This window comes from Psychrobacter sp. GP33 (genome assembly GCF_014119005.1).
Lineage (GTDB): Bacteria > Pseudomonadota > Gammaproteobacteria > Pseudomonadales > Moraxellaceae > Psychrobacter.
In genome coordinates this window covers 266434-291317 of sequence record NZ_JACGYX010000003.1, presented here as the reverse complement: position 1 = coordinate 291317, position 24884 = coordinate 266434, and the positions used below count along the sequence as shown (strand labels likewise).

The window sequence follows — 24884 nt, the reverse complement described above, 5'->3', positions numbered from 1 at the left end:
TGTAAAATAGCACCGTACCTGCGCTGACTCAATAGAGAATTGAATTTATTCACTGTTTATTGTTGAGCAGTTTATTATTAAGCGGTCACAGTAATGTAGTTATCACCGTTTTGTTTATAAGGTTAGCGCCAGTTCATTAAATATATTGCCAATAAACATAGGAAAAGTAAAAGTCATGGATATTATTATTGAAAATGCCCGATTGGAAGGTCATCAGGATATAGTAACGATAAAGATAAAAAACGGGCTGATTGCTGCTATTGAAGATGACAATCATATTATTGATGATAGTCATACTGAAAGAGGCGAAGATAAAGCCACTGAAAATAACGATAGCACCAGCATTTATGATGCTAAAGGCAATTTTGTCTGCGCAGGCTTTTATGAAAGCCATATCCACCTTGATAAAGCTTGCATACTCGACCGCTGTAGTATGGAAAGCGGTGATTTAGAAGAAGCAGTGAATGAGACTGGGCAAGCTAAAGAAGAATTTAGTGAAGCCGATGTATATAAACGTGCCAGCAAAGTGATAGAGATGGCAATAAAAAAAGGCACGGTCGGAATGCGTACCTTTGTAGAAACGGATGCCAAAACGCAATTACGCAGCTTTAATGCGATTAAAAAAGCGCGGGAGAAATATGCTTTTGCAATGGATATCGAGATTTGTGCCTTTGCGCAAGATGGTTTGACCACGGCGCCACAGACTTATGCGCTGTTACAGCAAGCGTTGACACAAGGGGCGGATCTAGTTGGTGGTTGCCCTTATAAAGATGAGCATCCAGACCGTCATATCGAGATGATATTTGATTTAGCAGAGCAGTTTAATGTCAATGTTGATTTTCATTTGGATTTTGACTTAGACCCTGAAGGCTCAAGCATCCCTAAAGTGGTTGAAGAAACCATCAAACGTCATTATCAAGGGCGTGTTTCCATCGGTCATGTGACCAAAATTTCGGCGATGGATACCTTAAAACGCGGCGCAATGGCAGGATTATTAAAATTCGCGGATATATCATTAACCGTCTTGCCTGCAACCGATATTTATTTAAACGGACGTGATTACAAAGAACTAATTCCAAGAGGGATGGTGAACGCCAATGAGTTGGCAGAATTGGGCATTAATACTACGATAGCCAGTAATAATATTCTAAACGCCTTTACGCCTTATGGGGATGCTTCTCTTATCAGAATGGGAAATATGTATGCCAATATTGCGCAACTCTCAAAAGACAAAGATATAGAAACAGTCTTTGATATGATTGGTAAAAACGCAGCAAAAGTGTTATCGATGCAAGCAAAAATAACCATAGGTGCGCCTGCGACTTTAGTGGTATTAGAAGCAAAAGATGCGGTGAATGCCATTAGAACCAATGCTCAAGCTTTAGCAGGATTTAAAAACGGCAAGCAGACCTTTTGCAATGCGGCAGCTTTTATTTGTTTTGACCAGTGATTATTTAGTAAAAAATCCTACCGTTACATATATCTAAATATCCACTTTACCACGCAGTACTTTTGTTCTACCGCGCTGGGTTTTACTATCCATACGCTTACGCCGAGCATTGTTGCTTGGCTTGGTAGGCTTACGACGTTTCTCGATATGAGTAGCAGCGACGATAAATTGCTTGAGACGTTCCAATGCATCAATTTTATTGCGTTCTTGAGTACGAAATTGCTGCGCCTTAAGGATAAGCACGCCATCTTTAGTTATCCGGCTGTCTTTACTGGCTAATAAACGCTGTTTATTAGTGGCACTCAAACTTGAAGCTGAAATATCAAAGCGCAGGTGAATGGCTGAGGAGACTTTATTGACATTTTGTCCGCCAGCACCTTGTGCGCGTATGGCATGAATCTCCACCTCATAGTCGTTAAGGCTAATATTATTGGTAATAAAAATCATAATTCTCTTTCGGTTTAAATAAATAGTTATAAAGGTTTATCATAAACCATTAGCCGATAGACAGCCACTGCATTGAACGATAGCAGTCCTCTGTCAAAATACATTCTAAATATACGCCCTCAAACCAATTAAAAAGCCGCTACATACAGCGCTGTATGTAGCGGCTTTTTGATGTTTAAAATTCACTATTCAGGTTGTAAATTTTTAGGAAATATTACTACATTTTTTAGAATGCGCCACTTAATCCTACAAACAAGCTGGTGTTTTTATCATCATCTCCTTGCGAATGCGTCACACCTGCATTAGCATTAAGCTGACCGAAGCTTTTAGATAGACCCAGTGTCATTGCAAAATTATCGTCGTCAGTTTGTACCATAGGGGTATCAAAGCTAATATCCGCTATCGTATTTAAACGTGCCGATGCCGCTTTACGATTATCACTAAGCTGTTTTTGGTAATGAATATCACCGAATAGATTTAGATTCTGAGCCACATTATGATTGGCTTTTACCCCAAGCTTGCCATAAGTTGTATTATATTTTTGCTCATCAAATTGCATGGCAATGCCAGACATCTCTTTTTCCTTTAATCCATCTATTGTTACACGACTGGCTGTTGCACCAATATATGGCGTGATACCAATGCCACTTACCTGCATCGGGTAACCTGCCTGCAAGTTGGCATAATAACGCTTACCGTCAGCATTAGATTTAAAGTCCTGTCTATTACCACCAAGCGTGACCGCACGTGTGACATCGACATCCATGTTGCCAAAGCCAACAGCACCGTTGACCTGCACACCGCCAAACTTGTCTAGAGTATGGCTATGATAAACACCAAAACCGACTTCATCTAACCCAATATTACTAAGACCTGTGGTAACACCTGAATTCTCAAAATCTTTTTGGGTGATGTTGCCATATAATCCTGTTACAGCGTTTGCTGAATTGGGATGAGCGAAATCTACACCCAATAAGACTTGCGTATTACCATCACTTTCAAACCCTGCAATGTCTTGGTTTTCAAACTCACCGGTTGCCCACAAGGTACGGGCAGGCTTTTGCTTGCTACTTTGAATCTCATTGACATGCGTTTGTAAACGCTCATTAATAGCCAGCCCTGTTGCCGTTGCAATATGGGGCAACACACCAATTTGGCTCGGAGCCGTGACGACTGCATAGGCATAGTCTGCGATCAGTTGATGAGCGCGACCTGTGGGATGGATGCCATCAGCAAAGAAATAACTGTTATTAGCGTTTGAAGTTATAAGGTCGTCACGTCCACATTCTAATGAGCTTACACCACCACAAGCAGGCGTTTTTACATCAGTGAAACCATAAGCAGAAGGATTGTCAGCAACTTGTTGTAATAAACTAAAAGTATCTAGCGGTATAATATTTGCGCCAGTAGCAACAGCACCGTTGTACAAAGTTTGGTTATATATACTGGTAGCGAGAGTACTTTGAGCTTGAACGGCTGCACCTTGCGAAATGGCTCTAGGAGTTAGTCCAACATCTGGAATATTGGGTACTAAAATATAGTTTGCACCATTATCTTTTAATGCTTTAATAGCTGCAACTTGGCTACCAGCTGCTGTTGAAATAGTTTGGATTGCATTGGTTGAGCTTTGTTTAGCTGCTTCAAGTAAGTCGTTTGCGCCTGCCCACACCACATACACACCGTTAGGATCGACTTTTTTATTAGCGAGATAACCATTAACTTGATTGCTAACAGAAATAATAGGAATACCATCTTCACTAACAACATCTACGCCGGCTCTTGCGCCACCAATAGCATAGTTATTACCGGTCTTTTCACTACCAAATTTATTGGCAACCGATGTGGTGCCAAGTTGCTCAGCAAATGAAGTTGCCCATGTATTATCAGGATTCGTAGTGAACTGCCCTGATTGATTTAAACCTAAGCTACCTTGGGTTATCGGACTAAAGTAGCCACCGTCCGTTAAACTATCTCCAAAAAATGTCACACTACCATATGAATTAGCTTGAGCAGCATTGGCATGAGAATAACTTATTGCCGAGAAGGTGATAGCAAGTATACATTGCGTTAATTTTTTAATAGGTAAATGGCTTATAGGCTGAGAGATAGTATGCATATTGACTTCCTTGTCTAAAATATGGCAGATTAATTTATTAATTGTAACGGCTTTTATAAAATCTAGCAATTATTCTAAGAATATAACTCTACATAAGTTGCTTATTATTAATGAAATAAATGCTAATACTTTATTGGCACTAATGAGTATATTTCACTACTAGACTTTAAGAAATGAAACAATACTGGTTAATGACAAGCGGCTTATAAAGCGCTATAAGTTATTAAGATTCTTTTTACTAATTAAGATACTTTATGTGTACACCCACGGGGCAAAAAATCACTCAGCACCAGCACGCGTGGCTCATTCCCTTTGCTTGTTTAATTGGTCTTACCGCATTGGCGTTTCTTTTTTGTGCTATAACGGGAACAGCATTTTTACTGACTACGGTTACTTTGCCCTACCTTTTCACTGGTAGTACCGATGGGCTAGACGCTGCCATTTATAGTTATTGCCATACAAGCGTTTATCTTTGCCGCGCCGTTCCTACTATTATTTTTATTACAAAAAACAAGCAATCCAATTTTGTTAAGTTTGCTTGGTACCGTTTGGTCGGTGGTCGGTGTACCTATTGCTATTTTTCTACAAGGCGAGCGTCCACCGGATTGACTGCTGCTTGGCGCGTCTCTTATTGGGCTGGAAGTATTTTTTGTCACTTGGGGCGAGATACAGATAAAAGATCTGTAAACTTAAAACTCCATTATTATATTTTGGAAAACTCATTAGCAAATTAATTAATCAGGTTAACTTATCATTTCTTTTGTCAGACAAATGTCGCTTGATAAAAAAGCCGACAATAATAACAGCTGCTAGTAATAAGAACACTTTTGAATAAGGCGCGAGCATCACTTCGATACGGGCATAATTCTTGCCCAAGTAATAGCCAGCAAGCGTTAGCACGGTCGTCCAAATACTGGCACCTACTGTTGTTAATACTAAAAAAGAGCCTATAGGCATGTGATTCATACCGGCAGGAATAGATATGAGCGAGCGAATACCGGGTACCATACGTCCGAAAAAAACTGCTTTTTTGCCATGTTTGTTGAACCAATCATCAGACGCCAAAACATCATCTGGTTTAACAAATACATATTTACCATATTTTTGAGTGAATAGGACTAAGCGCTCTTTATTAAACACACTGCCCAAGTAATATAATGGCAATGCGCCTAACACAGCGCCAAACGTACCAGCTATTATGACCAGTATCAGATTCAGCTGACCTTGCGCCGCGGCAAAACCAGCAGCTGGCATAATTAGCTCAGAGGGTATCGGTGGAAAAACGTTTTCAGCAAACATGGCAAATACAATGCCAAAATAGCCAAACTTTGCCATAATCATCAGCACCCAAGCGCTTATTTGATTCATTCTATATTCTCGATTATAGGATCTCAGTGATATATTTTAATTAACGTGTATGGTCAAGATATTTTAGACTACATTAGCGGCGTCATATGCTGTTTTGATAGCATGTGAGATATCTGCTACTTCTAAGCAGTCACCTACTCTGACCACATCAATACCTTGATCCATAAATCCTGAAGTATCAAAAACAATAGAACGTGCACCGCTGGCAATAACAACGTAGTCGCATGGAATGTATACGGATTTTCTGTTCTCGTCCACGCAATGCAATTCCTCCGTATCAATTCTAACTACTTGATGATTCAAATACTGTTCTACGCCATAAACTCGATAATTCTCAAGCATGGTCGGTAAGATAGTCGTACTTATGTCACTTGCAATCTTACCTTGCATTTCGACTACAGACACTTTACAACCTTGTTCAGCAAGATATTCTGCCGTCTCACAACCAACAATACCGCCACCGATAACCACCACCTGACCAGATACTTTTTGCTCACCCGCAAGTACTTTCCACGCATCACGAACATTTTCACCATCCACGCCTACTATAGGCGGTGTGAAGCTTGACGCACCAACGGCTACGATTACAGCGTTGGGCGTACACGCCAGCACATTTGAGACAGTAGCAGTTTCCCCAAGATGCAATTTCACGCCCTCACGGTGGACTGCCTGTACCAAATCCTCTACAGCACGGTAGATTTCACTTTTGCGAGGAGGAATATTGGCAATATTCAACTGCCCGCCCAGCTTATTTTCTTTTTCAAATAAAGTGACGCAATGCCCTTTTTTTGCAGCGACGCGGGCAGCCTCTAATCCTGCAGGACCGCCACCAATGACGACAATATTTTTCTGAGTTTTAGCCAGTGTGATAAAGCGCGTTTCTTCAAAGCCATTCTCAGCGTTGACCACGCAGGCGATAAACGAGCGATTGAGAACATTATCAACGCAACCTTCGTTACATGAGATGCAGCGGACAATATCTTGGGCGTGACCTGTGGCAGCCTTATTCGTCCAATCAGGGTCAGCCAACAGCGCACGACCAATGCCAATCATGTCAGCCTTGCCATTTCGGAGCATATTTTCACCCATATCTGGATCAATAATACGTCCTGAAGTGCTGACAGGAATAGAAACTGCCTGTTTAATATCGCCTGTAATATCTGCAAAAAAACAGTAAGGCTGCACCCCCATCGGTGGAATCGTATCAGCCATATTACCGGTGTGATTCGCCTGCCCAACATGCAACATATCCGCGCCAGCAGCCTCAAGCCACTGTGCGAACTGTGGCGCGTCAACCTCGTCAATGCCACCTTTACCGCGCTCAGGAGTGACTACTGATAATTTATAATCGATAATCATGGTTGGTACGGCTTTTTTTAATGCAGCCACCAACATCAAGGCAAAACGAGTACGATTTTCAAGAGAGCCACCGAATTTATCCTTGCGTGTATTCATTTGCGTGCTACACAGCGCGCCCACTAACCTATCACCATGTATTTGAATGACATCCACACCTGCTTTTTGAGCGCGCACTGCACAAGCACACATCTTGTCAATAATAGCCATCAAGTCAGCTTCAGACACCTCATTAACGAAAAACTGCATATCATGATGTAGTTGCGCACGTACTTTGTCCATTTCACCCGCAGCAAACAACGCATTAAGGGCATCGCAATCATATTCTGGGTGGAATATTTGTACACCAAGTTTAGCGCCATAAGCATGTACATTATCAGCAAGCAGGCGAAAACTTGCTATTTGGCTATCATCAAATAGCTTAGGTGTGGGTGCAAAGCTGCGGATAGGTGCGACATCACCCAACACGATATATCCGACGCCACCTTTAGCGAGGCGTGTATAAAAGGCATTGCTTTGCGAACTAATCGTACCGTCTTTGGCTTCATACCCTGTCGTCAGTGGCGGAAACATGATGCGATTCTTAAAAACTACACCGCCAATCGTGATCGGTTCCAATATCTTCATAACCATTCTCTTAATTATATTCCAGAAATAACCGTCACTTTTAAATGGTCGTCTCCCGCTATCCTCTCATTCCGTGCTTTAATTGTGAGGTTTAATATTTTATTAGATTAAGATTTTTCGCTCGTCAAAAGCGGTGCAAGAAGCCAATGATGGCATGGCATCACACTACCCGCAAGTCACTATGCAACAAGAGGACAGCTCGAGCACAGTAGATGATAAGATTAACAACTATGATTATATTGGCAAACCTATAGTTACTACTAAACCTTTGACCCTCTGAGCATTAGGTTCACTGTTGTGCACCTCAAGCTGACCTTGATGTGCCATCACCACCGCATGCACAATCGCTAATCCCAAACCATAGCCACCCGTTTGCCTGTGACGAGCAGAGTCCAATCGAACAAAGGGCTGGAAGATGCGTTCTAAATCTTGTTCAGCCACGCCGCCACCTTCATCGCTGATACTTATCTGTATGCCTGATGTGGTTTGCGTCAATGGTACTTTCTTAATAGCAGCGGTGACAGTCGAGCCTGCAGGCGTGTGCATAAAAGCGTTACGAATCACGTTTTCAAGGGCGCTATATAGCTGTTCTTGATTTCCAGTAATAATAAAAGGCGCGGTAGGCGCATTCCACTGCCAGTGCACCTCTTTATGTTGGAACTCAAAGCACACATCTTGTCCAATCTCACTAATAATTTCTGCAATATCAACGGACTCGCCTTCTCTATCGTTCATGGTGTATTGCTGCATTTGCAGGGATTGAATGCGAATAATTTGTTCAATCAGCTCATTCATACGCGCCGACTCTTTATCAATGCGATCCAAATATCGGCTGGCATTGGGGGCAAAATCACGGGTCAACTCCGTGGCGACATCAAGTCGTGCCAGCGGTGAGCGCAATTCGTGCGAGATATCACTAAGCATCTGCTTACGTGCCAGCTCACTGGCAGCCAAACGTACTGATAGCTGCGCCACATCTTTTGCCAGCAGCCCTATCTCGTCACTACCAAGATGAGACAAATCAGGATTAGCTTGGTAATCGCCCTCAAGCATACGATGAATACTGTGTTGGACACGCAAAATACGCTTGGACATTGTTCTGCTTAGCCAATAGCAGACTAAAATACTAAAGAGTAAAATAAGAGCTAGGCGTAAAGTAAAATGTCCTCGCTGTAGCTCTAGTACGTCTTTAAACAGGAGGTGCGGTCGTAGCTGAATAATGGCAGTTTCGCCATTAGGTAGTGTAACGGTTACTTCAGCCAATTCAGGGCGACTGTCTACATCGGCAATGGCTTTATGCGGGGGCATCGGCTGCAAAATATCATCAAGTAGCGAAGGTTTTGCATTTATATTATTGCTATCACTATTACTTAGGCTATATATATCATAAGGATTTTTACTGGCACGCGCCTTATCACTAAATCGACTATAATCCGACTCATTGCTATTAGAGCTGTCGTTATTCAAACGCTCGTTATCAAGGCGGCGATTATCTGCTGAATTTGTGGGGGGCAGTTCCTTTAAACGATTGTCATCTCGACCTCTTGGCATTCCTTCTCGATACCGATAGCGTGGATAAATGATTGCACCTTGCTCATCGTAGACCCTAATCTGATTCATCAACCGACGATCATCTGCATACAATCGTTTAACCGCTGTCATATCACCAGCTTGTAGCGCTACTATCAATATCTCTCGTTTAGACAACAACTTCTCGACTTGGCTGTCCATACGCGTTGCCAGCTCTTGCTCATTAAGCCAGCGTTCCCCGACAATGGATATCAGCGAGGTAATCAAAATCATGAATAGTAAACTTAAAAACAGCCGCCAAAATAAGGTAATTGGTATATTAAAACATAATTTTTTTATAGAATTAGTTTCCAAAGTATTTTTTATCATAATACCAACTGATAGCCTTTGCCCCGAATGGCTTTGATTGGCTCATCATGGAAAGGTTGCATCTTTTTGCGTAGGCGCGACACATGCACATCGAGGCTACGATCGAACGGTTGTAGCTCACGCTGTAAAACATGCTCTGATAGCCACGCCTTACTCACTACCTCCCCTTTTTGTCTTAACAATGCCACCAATAAATCAAACTCCGTGCCGGTGACTTGTAGCTCGATATCATCTATCTGACAAATACGCTGGGTTTGATCCAGTTGCAAGCGACTATCCGGTAGCGGCGTATGCTCTGAAGATGCCACATTAGTGCGTTTAATGACGGCGTTGATACGTGCCAGCAGCTCGCGCGGATTGCACGGCTTAGTAATGTAATCATCTGCACCAAGCTCCAGCCCAATAATTCGATCAATCTCCTCCCCTTTTGCGGTCAACATAATAACGGGAATATCACTGATCGTCGGCAGTTGACGCAGCACACTTAAGCCATCCATTTTTGGCATCATAATGTCGAGTACCAATAAGTCATAAGAAATAGCATCATTCGTTGCTGCTTTCAGTCGTCGCATGACCGCCTCTCCGTCATGGACACACTCACAGTGAATACCATGATTATGCAGATATTCTTGTAATAACTGAGTCAATTCCTCGTCGTCATCACCGAGTAGAATATTTGGCATCTTAACTCCTTTATCATTAAGCATAATTAAGCGCTTTATCTTCCAGCACCTTATATTCTCTATTATCAGGCAAGTATAGGACAAGGCGCTACAAACGTTACCTTTCTTAATGTTTCATAAATGTTCGTAACGTCGGTCTGCTCTATTATAGGTTCTATCGACAGCACGTATTGTTTTATAGCAGTTAGTGACATTGCCGTTAAATGCTTTAAACATGACATCTTTACGACGACAAAATATACTTTTGAAAATAATTTAAGGAACAAATAATGAAAAAATTATTAATGAGCACTGTAATTGCAGCATCAAGCATTTTTGCCATCACTGCAGGCGCTAATGCTGCTAGCCCAGCCACCGACACTGCAACGCAAAGCAGCACACAAAAACAACATAGAGCGGGCGCACACAACCCTTACTCACAGCTTAATTTGACCGCCACGCAACAGGCGCAAATCAAAGCGATTATGCAAGAAAAATATGGCGCACAAAAAGATAAACGTGGCGACTATAAAGCAGAACGTGAGCAAATGCAGAAACAGATTCAAACCCTTACTGACAGTAAAACGTTGAATAACACCACGCTCAACCGTTTGGCAGATCAGGAAGCCGCAAAAACCAAACAACGCTTTATTGAACGTGTTCAAACCCAACATGCAATTTCGCAAGTGTTGACGCCTGAACAGCGCACCAAAATGGCACAGCTAAAGTCAGAGCGTCAAGCTAAAGGTCGTCAACACCTACAAAATCGTAAAGCCAATAGTAATTATCAAAAAAATATGTAACTTATAAACAGCATTAAATGGATAATAGATAAAGCGTTAAAATTAGTTATCAGGTTGTTTAGTAAGTAAGGTGCATCCATCGTGATGCGCCTTTTTTTGGTTTCAGCAACTTAATTGATATTTCCTTAGAGATTTTTCAATGTTATTTTTCTTATTCTATTTTCTAAGTGCTACTTTTTCATAAGCATTTTTTTACAGCCCTTTACAATCCTTTTTGATAGACTAATCTGAGCAACAAAAGTTTATGGTTTTATAGATACGGATAGTGTGTTTGTCTCGTAGCGATTTTATATCACATTTATTCGTCACTATTATGGAGAGTTAACCAAACCTCTTTCTTCACTCGTAAAAAGGAATTTGCGATGCCAACTGTATTATCAAAAACTCAGCAAGATACTACCCATGTTCATTCTAAAAATAAACCCACCATCAAAGCCGCAATATTACTCATAAGTAGCACCTTTCTAGTCTCCATATCTGCACATGCGCTTGAACCTAGTAAACAAGCGCTAAATACTAATACGATAAATGCCAGTGGTATTAACACCAGCGCTATCAATCTCGCTATCATGACCGACGCGCCAACTGTCGTGACACAAACACAGCGGATCACTCGCGCCAGCTCTAACAGCATAAAAAATGCACCCGGCGTAAGTTCATCACTTATCGCAACCGCCACCAAAGCCGACCAAGCTATCTTTTCAAATGATGCTATTGAGCATCCGTTATGGGCAAAAAATGGTATGGTCGCAAGCCAAGAAGCCATTGCCTCTGATATTGGTCTGCAAATTTTAAAGCAAGGCGGCAACGCTGTTGATGCTGCCGTAGCAGTCGGCTTCGCTTTGGCAGTCACATTGCCTCGTGCTGGCAACATCGGCGGCGGCGGTTTTATGATGATTTATGATGCCAAAAAAGGTAAAACAGTAGCGCTTGACTATCGTGAAAAAGCGCCAAGCAGCGCAACTCGGGACATGTACCTTGATAAAGAAGGTAACGCAGTCAGCGACTTATCTCGCTATCATGGCTTAGCAGTTGGTGTACCCGGAACGGTTGCCGGATTATTAAAAGCATTAGAAGAGCATGGCAGTATGAGCCGCGGCGCTGTTATGGCACCAGCGATTGCTTTGGCGGAAAAAGGCATTATCGTCACCCCTGGGTTGACTGAATCGCTAGAAGCCCTTAGTCCGCGTTTGCAAAAATGGTCAAGCACTAAAAAGATATTTTTTAAACCCGATGGCAGTGCTTATCAACCTGGTGAGCGCTTAAAACAACTTGAACTTGCCCGCTCATTAAAGCTTATTGCCGCTAAAGGAGGAGATGGATTTTATAAAGGGGAAACTGCACGCAAGTTAGTCAAAGCAGTAAATGAAGCAGGCGGCAGCATGAGCTTGCAAGATTTGGCAAATTATAAAGCCATTGCGCGTGAACCGGTTAAAGGTAATTATCGCGGCTATGAGATTGTCTCCATGCCACCACCGTCATCTGGCGGCATTCATATTGTGCAGATTTTAAATATTTTAGAAGGCTATCCATTAAAAGATTATGGTCACAATAGTGCACAGACTATTCATCTTATGAGTGAAGCCATGCAGCTGGCTTATGCTGATCGCGCTGAGTATTTGGGTGATTCAGATTTTATTGATGTACCAGTAAAAGGTCTGACAGCGCGACCGTATGCCGATAAATTACGCAATCTAATCAATCCAAACAAAGCCACGCCTGCCGCGACCATTAAAGCCAACAATCCACTACCGTATGAAAGTGACCAAACCACGCATTTTTCCATTGTGGATAAAGACGGTAACGCGGTGTCAAACACCTATACCCTGAATTTCTCTTATGGCACCGGATTGGTCGCTGAAGGTACGGGTATCTTACTCAATAATGAGATGGATGACTTTTCTGCCAAGCCAGGCGTGCCTAATGGTTACGGCTTACTGGGCGGTGAAGCCAACGCTGTCGCCGCAGACAAGCGTCCTTTATCTTCTATGAGCCCAACTTTAGTGTTCAAAGACAAAAAGCCATATATCGTGACGGGTAGCCCCGGTGGTAGTCGCATTATCACCACGGTCACTCAAGTAATCTCAAACGTTATTGACCATGATTTGAATATCGCTGAAGCCACGCACGCGCCACGTATTCACGACCAATGGTTACCGGATGAAATTCGTATTGAAAAAGCATTGAATATCGATACGATTAGAAAACTTGAATCAATGGGACATAAAGTGAGCGCCCAAGAAGCCATGGGCTCAACCCAATCCATTATGATTACTCCAAATGGCGTGTATGGCTCGTCAGATCCGCGCATTGTTGATGCTGCTGTGGTTGGATATTAATTCTATTTATATTATTAATAGTTAAAAAATTGATAGCAACTTAAAAGAAGTGTCACCCCATCAATGAGGTGACACTTTCACTTTAGATAACAGTTAAATAATAGTTAAATCGTGGCTTGTTAATCATTAACGCTATTTAATTGTTATTAATGACAAAAATTGAGTCAACTTGTCTCATTATTAATGGACTATAGACGTTAAAAGTGGCACTATTTTTATATTGATGATAAATATCAGACATATACACCATATAAGCTAGGGAGAGCAGCGATATGAACCAGAGCGAAAGACCGGATAAATCGGCACTCGTGCATATGTTTCGCGCTTTTATTAAGCCGGAATATGTCATCAGCGATGAAGAAACGCAAAAACCGTTCGAGTGTGATGGGTTGTCAGTATATTGTGATATGCCGCTGATCGTGGTATTGCCAGATACGGTGGCGCAAGTGCAAGAGGTCATGCGTATCTGTCACCGCTATCAGATTCCGGTGGTAGCCCGTGGTGCTGGCACAGGGCTGTGTGCCGGTGCGATGCCCAATCCTGATGGCGTATTGTTAGTCTTGTCACGTTTTAAACACATTCTCGATATCGATCCTCTTGCCCGTATGGCTCGCCTGCAACCTGGCGTACGCAATCTTGCGATTAGCGAGGCGGCAAGTGCGTATGGTTTGTATTATGGTCCCGATCCTTCCTCCCAGATTGCTTGCACGATAGGTGGTAATGTCGCGGAAAACTCAGGTGGCGTACACTGTCTAAAATATGGGCTAACCGTCCATAACTTATTAAAAGTAGAAATGGTCACAGTTGAGGGCGATTTGATTAGCATCGGTAGTGAGGGGCTAGACAGTAACGGCTTTGATTTAATGGCATTGATCACTGGTTCAGAAGGGTTACTGGGTATTGTTACAGAAGTTACCGTCAAGTTATTACCCAGCCCTGAAAAGGCACAAGTCATCATGGCGGCATTTTCTGATGTACAAACCGCAGGTGATGCAGTCGGCGCGGTAATTGCAAAAGGCATCATCCCCGCTGGGCTTGAAATGATGGACAGTCTTGCCATTATAGCAGCAGAAGCATTTGCTCATGCAGGCTATCCAACTGACGCTGAGGCACTGCTACTGTGTGAGCTTGATGGCACAGTCGCTGAGGTTGACGAGCAGATTCGTGAGGTGGAGCAGCTGTTTATTGAACTTGGTGCTATTACTACTCGCGTATCGCAAACTGAGGCGGAGCGCGCTCTATTGTGGAAGGGTCGAAAGTCTGCATTCCCTGCTGTTGGTCGAATTTCACCGGATTATTATTGCATGGATGGCACCATTCCGCGTAGCCAACTTGCCCATGTATTGACTGAAATGCAACGTCTCTCCGTAGAGTACGGATTAAAAGTAGCAAACGTATTTCATGCCGGCGACGGTAATTTACATCCGCTGATTTTATTTGATGCCAATATGCCAGGTGAGCTTGAAAGAACCGAGGAATTTGGTGGGCGTATCCTTGAGCTGTGCGTTGAAGTAGGCGGCTGTATCACAGGAGAGCATGGCGTTGGCGTAGAAAAGCTGCGTCAAATGAGCGTGCAATTTAACGAGCAAGAGCTGTGTCAATTTCATGCGATTAAACATGCTTTTGATCCAGTTGGTACCTTAAATCCAGGAAAGGGTATTCCTGTTCTGAAGCGCTGCCAAGAATATCGCGCGCTTGATGGGGCTAGACCTGAATCAATGCATGAACATTCACACCAGCAGGGAGAGCTCGCATGAAGGACATCAGTCAGGAGCTGATTGAACAGGTAAGACAAGCAAGTAATGATGGTACTAAGTTACGTATTATTGGCGGTGGTAGTAAGAACTTTATGGGTCGCCAAGTTGAGGGCGAACCTCTCAGTCTTGCCGAGCACAGTGGTATTGTCACTTACGAGCCGATTGAATTGGTACTGACCGCGCGCGCTGGCACGCCTCTAGTCGATATCAATGCCGCTTTAGCAGAGCACAATCAGAGGTTAGCATTTGAGCCACCGCTATTCGATGGACGAGCGACCTTAGGTGGGACGTTAGCCTGTCATTTATCAGGACCCGGACGACCTTGGAATGGCTCAATTAGAGATCACGTGCTGGGCATACGTTTGATCAATGGGCGTGCAGAAGAGTTACGTTTTGGTGGTCAAGTGATGAAAAATGTAGCCGGATATGATGTCTCACGCATGCAGGCAGGCGCGATGGGCACTTTAGGTGTTATTAGCGAGGTTAGTCTCAAAGTCATGCCAAAACCTAAAGCGAGTATTACCTTTAAGCAAGAAATGGCAGCACCGCAAGCCATTGAAACGATGAATCTTTTGGCAGGTCAAGCCAAACCATTAACCGCTGCTTGTTGGTTCGATAATCATTTATATCTGCGTGTAGAAGGCGCGCGAAGTGCCGTCGATAGTACAATGAATCAGTGGCAAGGCACCGTATTAGAAAACGGCAATGATTTATGGACTCAGCTACGTGAGCAGCAATTAGCCTATTTTTCTGATGATGCACCGTTATGGCGTTTCTCAGTTAATAGCAATGCGCCACACTTTTTACCAGAAGCAGAATGGCTCATTGATTGGGGCGGTAGTCAGCGTTGGCTACGCGGTGATTTTTCTGTTGAAGAATTAGAAGTACTTGCTGCAAGCGCAGGAGGTCAAGTCAGCCTATATCGAGGTGGCGATAGGCTTCAAGACGTTTTTCATACTAAGCCAACAGCCCTACGACAATTGCACCAACGGTTAAAGCATGCCTTTGATCCTCAAGGTATTTTTAATCCCGGTCGTCTCTACAGCTGGATGTAATAGGAAATCATTATGCGTACCCAAATTAATGTGAAGTATCTGGATCATCCAGACATTGAGGAAGCAGACGCCATTTTGCGCAGCTGCGTGCATTGCGGATTTTGTAATGCCACTTGCCCTACCTATCAAGAGTTGGGTGATGAACGCGATGGTCCACGCGGACGTATTTATCTAATGAAACAGATGCTTGAGACTGGTGATGTCAGTGAAAAAACACAGACGCATTTAGACCGTTGTCTGACCTGTCGCAGCTGTGAGACCACGTGCCCCTCTGGCGTAAAATATGGACGCTTAGCTGAAATTGGTCGCGATATCATGGAGGAGCAATTAGAACGTCCGTTGCAACAAAAACTGCTGCGCTGGCTGATTCGTAAAGTGCTGCCCTACTCACGTCGCTTCGGGTTCTTGTTACGCTTAGGGCAATCGGTGCGACCACTATTACCGAGTACGCTAAAATCCCAAGTACCCCTTAGACAAGTCAAGCTTGCGCTACCAAAGCAGCAGCAAACGCGCCGCATGCTAGTACTTGCCGGATGCGCCCAACCGTCAGCCACGCCTAATACCAATATTGTGGCAGCCCGTGTCCTTGATAAACTTGGCATCAGCTTGTTCACTGCACCAGATGCTGGCTGCTGCGGTGCTGTCAGTTATCATATGACCGCCCATGAAGAAGGGCTAGGATTTATGCGCCGTAATATTGATGCATGGTGGCCTTATATTGAATCGGGCGTAGAAGCCATTGTCATTAGCGCCTCGGGCTGCGGCTCAATGGTCAAAGAGTATGGCGAAAAGTTGAGCCATGACCAAGAATATGCCACCAAAGCGCATCGCGTCAGTGAGCTAACCAAAGATCTTAGTGAAGTATTATTAAAAGAAGACTTGAGCCAGCTGGAATTGCAAGATAAAGGACGTAAAACAGCTGTGCATTGCCCTTGCTCATTGCAACATGCTCAGCAATTGGGCGGTCATGTTGAGCAAATCTTGCAACAAGCAGGTATCACTTTGACTCGCACCAAGGACAAGCATATATGCTGTGGCTCTGCCGGTACTTATTCCATCCTTCAGCCTGAGATGAGTCAAAAATTACTGAGCAATAAATTGGCAGACTTAACGATTGATAATCCAGAACAAATCGTCACCGCCAACATTGGTTGCCAGCTGCATTTAGGCAGCCGATCCAACATACCAGTGAAGCACTGGATTGAACTATTAGATCCAAGCTAGCTCAATTATCTGTTGTCGTTTAAACAGCCCTATTTAAGTTGTGATAGATAAATGAGCTTTGCGGAACTGAGTGGGCGACATACCTGTGAACTGTTTAAACTGGCGACTAAAGGCACTATGGTCGCCATAGCCGCAGTTCAATGAAATTTGGGTAATTGACATCTCATGTCTGGCTAATAATTTAATAGCGTATTCAAGCCGCAGTTTTTGTACAAACTGCAAAGGCGACATATTCAACACTGCTTTAAACGTCCGTTCTAATTGCGATAGGCTTAAATTCGCCAATGCTGCCAACTCCGTGATATTAATTTTTTGATCCAAATTGTCGCGTACAAATTGTGCCACATCAGCCAACCGAGCGTGTTTACGTAAAATGCGCTCATTATCTTCATCGACATCAACCGAAATACCCACCATGGCGATCACTTGCTTATTGACATTATAAATAGGTAGCTTATTGGTCAAGCACCAACCAAGCTTGCCTGACGCATAACTGTGTAGCTCTAAATTATCAACAATCACTTTTCCTTCCTGAATTACCTTTAAATCCTGCAGCACATAGTCTTTACCTTGACGGTGAGAAAAAACCTCTTCTGAGGTAAAACCGACAATGTCTTCATGCTTATTCAATTTGCAGCGTTTCAATAACGTTTTATTCGCCAACTGATAACGCGCCTGCTCATCTTTTACAAAAAATACAACATTAGTCAAAGTATCCAGTAGCGGTAATAACAGTGAAATACTGCCAATAAACACCGAACTATTATCTGGATAATAATTATCTAAACTCTGCTGCAGTACGGCTACCAGTTTTTTTTCTTCTATAGCGTTATTAAACATATCACTTCCTTTCACTTTCTTACCTCCTATTTTTGTCACTTTTAATATCGTATCTCGTGGCATGCTCCCGTCAAGCATACCTAAATTATAGGCTAACCTCCTCTTTTTTATTCCCCATTTATTCGCGGTACGCTACTAATCCTTCGTACCTTCTCATTAAAACATTCGCTAATTTAAGTATCAACTATGCAGAAATGCGCATTTTTTACCAAAAAAACAGCAAGACGATACATTTAAAAAAGTCCAATCTATATACAGACCTTAGATATTCAGTACTGGCTATGACGTATTAGGTATTCAGTAGTTAGGAAGATATCGGGTCTGATGAATGACAATGGAATGTACCTTTTACACGGATGAATTAGGATGTCGGTCATGGCTTCTACACTATATAACTTTGAGATTATAGATTCGCATACCGGTGGTGAGCCCACACGTATGGTCTATGATGGCTTTCCTACTCTGGTTGGCGACACCATTCAAGACAAGTTGCACTACTTCAAGCAAAACTTTGATCATCTACGCCAAAGTATCATTTTAGAACCTCGTGGCAATGATGTTCTTGTTGGTGCTTTGCTGTTACCTGCCACCAACCCTAAAGCCACTGCAGGAGTTATCTTTTTTAATAACGCCGGCTACCTTGGGATGTGTGGGCACGGCACTATTGGCGTAATGATTTCTTTAGCGCATCAACAAAAAATCACTGCAGGCGAGCATTGGTTAGAAACACCAGTCGGCTTGGTCAAAACCACTTTACATGACGACGGTAGCTGCAGCGTACAAAATGTCCCCTCTTATCGCTATAAAAAACAAGTTGAAGTCAATGTCCCTGAGCTTGGTGTGATTCGCGGTGATATCGCGTGGGGTGGCAACTGGTTCTTTTTGGTGAGTGAGCATGGACAAGATATTGCTGCCAATAATGTTGAAGCGCTGACGCAAGTATGTATCCAGATTAAACAAGCTTTAGTCGCGGGCAATATCACAGGGAAAGACGGTGGTGAGATTGACCATATTGAGCTGTTTGCCGATAGCACAGAAGCTAACATTGATAGCAAAAACTTTGTGTTATGTCCGGGTGCTGCTTATGACCGCTCACCTTGTGGTACGGGCACTAGCGCCAAACTTGCCTGCTTAGCCGCTGATAACAAATTAGCACCTGAGCACTTATGGCACCAACAAGGTGTGGTTGGCAGCTCATTTACCGGCAGTTATCAATACGCAACGCCTAGCCTGCTCGACCAAACGGGCACATATCCTAACAATACCATTATTCCAACAATTTGTGGTCATTCTTATGTCTGTGCAGAAACCCGCTTAATTTTACAAGATAATGATCCTTTTAAGTGGGGCATATCTTCTTTATAAGGCGAGCTAAATTTACAGCACTGAAAAAATTTGTATTCGTCTATTTTAAGTACCTATGCTGAAGTAAATATGAGTTATCGAGAGCATTTATGGACACCCAAAACTTCGACTTACATATTATTGGTGGCGGTATTATCGGTCTAGTGACAGCGGTAACGTTGCAAGCGCGGGGCGTAAAAGTAGCACTGCTTGATGCCAACGAAGTGGGTCAAGGTGCTTCATTTGGTAATGCGGGTCACTTAGCAACCGAACAAGTGTTCCCCATTGCTGACGCCAGTATCTTACGTCATCTCCCAGCGATGTTGTTTAATCCTGCAGGTCCGTTACGGCTAGATTGGCGCTACTTGCCACGCTTAATGCCATGGGCAATCCAATTATTAATGAATATGCGCCCTGAGCCATTTGCCCGTATTCATAAGGCTTTATTACAGTTAAATCAACACAGTTTACAAGCATGGCAAGACTTTGCCACTCAGTGGCAGCTCAATGATTGGGTACAGGTAAAAGGCTCATTATTAACAGTCGAAAAGCCTGCCAGCATTGCGCATTTAATCGCTCATGGCAACCGTCTTAACGACATTGGCGTAGCAAATGAGTTATTGAGTAAAGAGACATTGCAAGAACGTGAACCTGCCTTGCAAGACAATCAGCTGAATGCGTTGTTTTTTCCTGATACCGGTCACGTTACCAATTTAAAAGCCATCATCAGTCAGCTTAGCAATACCTTTCGACAACTGGACGGTCATATCATTGAACATTGCCGTGTGCTTGAAGCCACGCTTAATGCAGAAGGGATTCTTCTCACCACCAGTCAAGGTGAAATGACGGCAAATAAGGTAATGCTATCTGCAGGCGCGCATTCAAAAGCACTTGCCAAGCAACTGACTGGTGTGAGCGTGCCCTTAGATACTGAGCGTGGCTATCACTTGATGCTTCCTCATGAAAATACGCGCTTGCAAATACCCGTATCAAGTATAGATCGGCGCTTCATTATGACTCCGATGCAAGATGGGCTACGGTTGGCAGGGACGGTAGAGTATGCCGGATTAGATGCGCCTGCCAATATGCGACGCGCGCAAATGCTCTTGCCACTGGCGCAGCCAATGCTTAAAGAAAATTTAGATGCCACAGATAGCGTGCCGTGGATGGGATTTCGTCCTTCAACCGCAGACTCATTACCTGTCATCGATAATATTGGTCGCGTATTTTTAAATTTTGGTCATCAGCATTTAGGCTTAACGCAAGCAGTGGTCAGTGCGCAAATGATTGCAGCGTATTATTTTGATGAGCCACACACTATCGACCCGACCCCTTACCGATTAAACCGTTTTAAGAAAGCCTGATATGAAACTCTATGACGCTATGTCAAGAAAGCCATATCAAGAAAGAAAGGTAAAAAAAATAAGCGATTTAACTTTAAATCACTATGAATAAAATCATCAATAACCAATTTATCAATAACTAAGGATAGTCTCATGAATATAAATGGAATTTTAGTCCCAATCGTCACCCCTTTTGACAACCATGGCGATGTCGATGCCGAAACCTTAACCACGCTAGTAGAAGCATTTATTGACAAAGGCGTGACGGGTATTGTCGCCTGCGGAACTACTGGTGAATACTACACCTTTTCAGACGCAGAGCGTGAACTGGTGCTAACCACCATCGCTAAAGCTGCCAAAGGTAAAGTTACGTTAATCGCTGGTATCAACAACTTATCAACTGATCACTCTATTAAACTTGCCGAACAAGCCAAAACTTTAGGTTATGACGGCTTAATGCTATCTGCTCCGCCTTATAGCTTACCTGAGCAAGACGGTATCATCGCCCATTTTGAAAAAGTCGCGGACGCCAGTGAGCTGCCGATTATCATGTACAACTTCCCTGCTCGTGTTGGCGTGAGCATCGATTTTGACACGGTGGCGCACTTAGCAAAACATCCTAATATCGTGGGCGTTAAAGAAAGCAGCGGCGACTTTAGTCATGCGCTACGCATGCTGCAAGCAAATTTTGATAACTTTGAAGTGGTTTGTGGCTGTGACGACCAACCGGTTGATTTCTTCTTTTGGGGCGCAAAAAGCTGGATTGCGGGCGCAGCTAACGTTTTTCCAGAAGAACAAGTCGCCCTCTTTAATGCCACTCAAGAAGGCGACTGGGACAAAGCCAAACATATCATGAGCAAAATCTACCCCGCTATCCATTCTATGGAATCTGGCAACTATAACCAAAAAGCCAAAGCCGGTTGTTTAAAAGGCAGCGTCAATGTCGGTTCAGTACGTGTGCCCTTGACTGACATGCCAGCGGACGAAAAAGCAGAATTTTTAGCATTATTGCCTAAATAGCACTGAATTTAGTAACAATAATGTCAAGGATAACTAACGCCAAAGCTGATGCCGTGTTCAAAACACAAGCTTACGGCATCAAACTAAGCAGACAAGGATGATAAAAATGATTACTAAAGAAAAAACTACTAAAGAGCAAGTATTTGAGCAAGCCAAACAACAAAAATTATGGGCAGGTCAATTAACGGTTGCTGAACCTCAATCCGAGGCGACATTAGACAATCATACTCCTATTGATAACACCCTTATCGGTCAAATTGCCGCAGGGACAGCAGAAGACGTCGATGCTGCCGTGAAAGCTGCGCGTGACGGTTTTGAAAACGGCACGTGGCGACGCTTAGCCCCTAGCGAGCGTAAAACCATCATGCAGCGCTGGTGCGCCCTCATGCATGAGCATTCAGAAGAACTTGCAGCATTAGATTGTGTCGATGCGGGTAAACCCATTACCGAATGCTTAAATACCGATATTCCAGCAACCATCGAAACTTTTGAGTGGTATGCCGAAGCCGCTGATAAAGTATTTGGTAAAGTCGCCCCTACTGGTAGCGCCGCTTTAGGACTTATTATCCAAGAGCCCATCGGTGTCGTAGGTGCGGTGCTGCCATGGAACTTCCCTGCACAAATGTATGCATGGAAAGTGGCACCAGCATTGATGATGGGCAACTCCGTCATTGTTAAACCTGCCGCATTAACCTCATTATCTGCTTACCGCTTAACCGAATTGGCTTATGAAGCAGGTGTGCCTAAAGAAGCGTTACAGCTAATTTGTGGTACGGGTAAAACTATTGGCGCTGCCATCGGTCGTCACATGGATATCGATATGGTGTCATTCACAGGCTCAATAGAAGTGGGTCGCCTATTTTTACAATATGCCGCGCAAAGCAACTTGAAAGAAATCGTTTTAGAATGCGGTGGCAAAAGCCCACAAGTGGTATTTGATGATGCCGTATTAGACGATGCTGTGATTAATGATATTTTATCAGCCGCCTTTTGGAACATGAGTGAAAATTGCAGTTGTGGCTCACGCTTACTAGTACATAGCAGTCAAAAAGAAACCCTCCTGAATAAGCTTAAAGAAGGGCTTAAAGGTTGGAAAATCGGCTCGCCTTATGATGTCGATACCGCCATTGGTCCTATGATTGAAAAAGCGCATTTTGAAAAAGTTTGTCATTATTTAGAGACGGCAAAAGCAGAAGGCGCAACCCTAGTGGCAGGTGGCAAAATTCATACTGAATTGGGTAGCGGTTGGTATATCGAACCGACTATTTTTGATGATGTCACGCCCGATATGACGCTATTTAAAGAAGAAGTCTTTGGTCCCTTGCTTGCAGTGACCAGTTTTGAGACGGATGAAGAAGCCATCGCGCTTGCCAATGATACTGAATTTGGCTTAGCGGCGTCTTTTTATACGCAAAATATCAAGCGTGCTTATCGGGTTGCTTCCGCTATTAAAGCAGGCACTGTTTCTATTAATGGCTTTTCAGAAGGAGATATTACCACGCCATTCGGTGGCTATAAGCAATCAGGATTCGGTGGTCGTGATAATGGACTTGAAGCCTTATCACAATATACGCAAACCAAAACCATTTGGTTGGTAAATTGATAGCTTTGGTAACGCGGTCATGTCGCTTAATACGGTGATATGACCGCATTTTATATTAAAAAAATAATCTAAGACTTTAGTCACATACTTACAGGGAAGTAAGATCATGGAAGCGATTATTAATACCATTGTCGGCTATATATGGAGTGATGCGTTAGTATACCTAGCACTCGGTGTTGGGATTTACTTTACTGTCATGACACGCGGCGTCCAGTTCCGCTACCTCAAAGAGATGGTTAGACTGTTATTTGACAAACAACAGTCTGACCAAGGCATTAGCTCATTCCAAGCGTTTTGCATGGCATTATCAGGTCGAATTGGCGTCGGTAATATCGCTGGAGTTGCTACTGCCATTGCCGCAGGTGGTCCTGGCGCAGTATTTTGGATGGTGATTATGGGTCTGCTTGGCGGTGCCAGTGCTTTTATCGAATCAACCCTTGCGCAGGTGTATAAGCATGAGGTTGATGGTCAATATCGCGGCGGCTCACCCTTCTACATTGAGCGCGGTCTAAAGATGAAGCCATTTGCCGTCATTGTAGCTTCTGTGACTTGTCTCTCTTACGGTGTACTTGTTCCGGGCGTACAAGCCAATACTATTGCCGATTCATTTAACACAGCTTTTAATATACCGCCCATGGTAACTGGTATTATTATTGTTGCCATGCTAGCCGTTATTATCTTTGGGGGCGTCAAACGTATTGCCAGCTTTGCCGGTAAAGTCGTCCCCTTTATGGCAATTGGTTATATCGCCATGATGGTCATCGTATTATCCTTTAATGCCTCAAACTTGCCTGCTATGTTCGCCTTAATTTTTAAAAGCGCCTTTGGTATGGATGCAGTTTTTGGCGGTATTATTGGTCTAGCTATTTCTTGGGGTGTACGTCGTGCGGTCTTTTCAAACGTTGCGGGCGCAGGCGAAGCGACTTTCAGCTCAGCTGCAGCAGAAGTCTCACACCCTGCCAAACAAGGCTTAGTGCAAAGCTTTTCTATCTACATCGATACGGTTGTCGTATGTACCGCAACTGCGCTCATGATTTTATCTACGGGTATGTATAATGTCATTCCTACAGAAGGACTGACTTTGGTCGAAAATCTGCCCGGTATTGAAGCTGGAACTGCATTTACACAAGCAGCAGTATCCACTGTATTTAGCCAATACGGCAGCGGTTTCGTTGCGATTGCTATATTCTTATTTGCTTTCACTTGTTTGATTGCTTATTACTATATCGCCGAAACCACAATGGTATATCTAGATAGCAAAATGCGTTACCCTATCTTAAAACCGTTATTAAAAATCGTATTTTTAATCGTCTGTTTTAGCGGCAGCATACAGTCGGTAGGCATGATGTGGGCGCTAGGTGATATTGGCTTTGGCAGTATGTGTTACCTCAACTTTATCGCCATTGTCTTACTCAGCAAAACAGCTCTAAAAGTGTTGAAAGACTATGATAAGCAAATGAAATTAGGGCTCAATCCTGTGTTCGACCCAAGGAAAGCTGGTGTTGAAAATGCGGATTTCTGGATAGAATATAGTGATAGACATGATAAGCGCTAAATATTAATTAGAGTATTTCTGATACTTTTATAAATAAAAACCCTTACTTTTATTATGACACCGAGAGCTTGCTCTT

At 43.3% G+C, this 24884-nt stretch carries 19 protein-coding genes; 12 read left to right on the top strand and 7 right to left on the bottom strand.

From position 1 onward, the window contains the following. Positions 1-175: 175 nt before the first annotated feature. Positions 176-1450 carry an amidohydrolase family protein gene (locus tag H2245_RS06015; protein ID WP_182406478.1) on the top strand — a complete coding sequence of 425 codons (1275 nt, stop codon included), beginning with the start codon at positions 176-178 and terminating at the stop codon, positions 1448-1450. A gap of 33 nt (positions 1451-1483) precedes the next feature. Here the strand turns inward: H2245_RS06015 and arfB are convergent, their stop codons facing one another. Beyond that, on the bottom strand, positions 1484-1897 hold the full coding sequence (gene arfB / locus H2245_RS06010; RefSeq protein ID WP_182406477.1) for an alternative ribosome rescue aminoacyl-tRNA hydrolase ArfB: 414 nt from the start codon (positions 1895-1897) through the stop codon (positions 1484-1486). 226 nt (positions 1898-2123) lie between these two features. Further along, positions 2124-4013: an autotransporter domain-containing protein gene (locus H2245_RS06005; RefSeq protein WP_182406476.1), complete on the bottom strand. Its 1890-nt coding sequence runs from the start codon at positions 4011-4013 to the stop codon at positions 2124-2126. Between the two features lie 254 nt (positions 4014-4267). On the opposite strand from H2245_RS06005, the gene H2245_RS06000 reads away from it, so the two are divergent. After that, positions 4268-4747, top strand: a complete 480-nt coding sequence (locus H2245_RS06000) for a hypothetical protein (RefSeq protein WP_182406475.1) — start codon at positions 4268-4270, stop codon at positions 4745-4747. A 4-nt stretch (positions 4748-4751) separates the two neighbouring features. Here the strand turns inward: H2245_RS06000 and H2245_RS05995 are convergent, their stop codons facing one another. From H2245_RS05995 to H2245_RS05980, 4 genes are all read right to left on the bottom strand, one after another. Further along, entirely contained in the window at positions 4752-5381 is a 630-nt protein-coding gene (locus tag H2245_RS05995; RefSeq protein WP_182406474.1) for a DedA family protein, read from the bottom strand. Positions 5382-5444: 63 nt separating this feature from the next. Further along, positions 5445-7364: a bilirubin reductase, long form gene (gene bilR, locus H2245_RS05990; RefSeq protein ID WP_182406473.1), complete on the bottom strand. Its 1920-nt coding sequence runs from the start codon at positions 7362-7364 to the stop codon at positions 5445-5447. A gap of 234 nt (positions 7365-7598) precedes the next feature. After that, positions 7599-9167 carry a cell wall metabolism sensor histidine kinase WalK gene (locus H2245_RS05985; protein WP_259365102.1) on the bottom strand — a complete coding sequence of 523 codons (1569 nt, stop codon included), beginning with the start codon at positions 9165-9167 and terminating at the stop codon, positions 7599-7601. 92 nt (positions 9168-9259) lie between these two features. Further along, the gene (locus tag H2245_RS05980; RefSeq protein ID WP_182406471.1) at positions 9260-9946 is read right to left on the bottom strand and encodes a response regulator transcription factor; all 687 of its coding nucleotides are present in this window, start codon (positions 9944-9946) and stop codon (positions 9260-9262) included. A 269-nt stretch (positions 9947-10215) separates the two neighbouring features. Between H2245_RS05980 and H2245_RS05975 the strand changes: the two genes are divergently transcribed. From H2245_RS05975 to glcF, 5 genes are all read left to right on the top strand, one after another. Continuing rightward, the gene (locus H2245_RS05975) at positions 10216-10728 is read left to right on the top strand and encodes a Spy/CpxP family protein refolding chaperone (protein WP_182406470.1); all 513 of its coding nucleotides are present in this window, start codon (positions 10216-10218) and stop codon (positions 10726-10728) included. A gap of 362 nt (positions 10729-11090) precedes the next feature. After that, on the top strand, positions 11091-13067 hold the full coding sequence (gene ggt / locus H2245_RS05970; RefSeq protein ID WP_182406469.1) for a gamma-glutamyltransferase: 1977 nt from the start codon (positions 11091-11093) through the stop codon (positions 13065-13067). Between the two features lie 272 nt (positions 13068-13339). Then, positions 13340-14824 carry an FAD-linked oxidase C-terminal domain-containing protein gene (locus tag H2245_RS05965; RefSeq protein ID WP_182406468.1) on the top strand — a complete coding sequence of 495 codons (1485 nt, stop codon included), beginning with the start codon at positions 13340-13342 and terminating at the stop codon, positions 14822-14824. Then, entirely contained in the window at positions 14821-15879 is a 1059-nt protein-coding gene (gene glcE / locus H2245_RS05960) for a glycolate oxidase subunit GlcE (RefSeq protein WP_182406467.1), read from the top strand. The genes H2245_RS05965 and glcE overlap by 4 nt, the downstream gene beginning before the upstream one ends. Positions 15880-15891: 12 nt before the next feature. After that, the gene (glcF, locus tag H2245_RS05955) at positions 15892-17103 is read left to right on the top strand and encodes a glycolate oxidase subunit GlcF (protein WP_182406466.1); all 1212 of its coding nucleotides are present in this window, start codon (positions 15892-15894) and stop codon (positions 17101-17103) included. A 33-nt stretch (positions 17104-17136) separates the two neighbouring features. Here glcF and H2245_RS05950 read toward each other — a convergent pair whose 3' ends face one another. Further along, entirely contained in the window at positions 17137-17943 is an 807-nt protein-coding gene (locus H2245_RS05950) for an AraC family transcriptional regulator (protein ID WP_182406465.1), read from the bottom strand. 375 nt (positions 17944-18318) lie between these two features. On the opposite strand from H2245_RS05950, the gene H2245_RS05945 reads away from it, so the two are divergent. From H2245_RS05945 to H2245_RS05925, 5 genes are all read left to right on the top strand, one after another. Next, complete coding sequence (locus H2245_RS05945; protein WP_182406464.1) at positions 18319-19308, top strand: proline racemase family protein; 990 nt, start codon at positions 18319-18321, stop codon at positions 19306-19308. Between the two features lie 89 nt (positions 19309-19397). Then, positions 19398-20651, top strand: a complete 1254-nt coding sequence (locus tag H2245_RS05940; RefSeq protein ID WP_182406463.1) for an FAD-binding oxidoreductase — start codon at positions 19398-19400, stop codon at positions 20649-20651. A gap of 132 nt (positions 20652-20783) precedes the next feature. Then, a complete protein-coding gene (gene dapA, locus H2245_RS05935; protein ID WP_182406462.1) occupies positions 20784-21650 on the top strand; it encodes a 4-hydroxy-tetrahydrodipicolinate synthase in 867 nt (288 codons plus the stop codon). Positions 21651-21756: 106 nt separating this feature from the next. After that, the gene (locus tag H2245_RS05930) at positions 21757-23253 is read left to right on the top strand and encodes an aldehyde dehydrogenase (RefSeq protein WP_182406461.1); all 1497 of its coding nucleotides are present in this window, start codon (positions 21757-21759) and stop codon (positions 23251-23253) included. A 106-nt stretch (positions 23254-23359) separates the two neighbouring features. Beyond that, positions 23360-24808 (top strand): sodium:alanine symporter family protein, encoded by a 1449-nt coding sequence (locus tag H2245_RS05925; protein ID WP_182406460.1) that lies wholly within the window; start codon positions 23360-23362, stop codon positions 24806-24808. Positions 24809-24884: the final 76 nt, after the last annotated feature.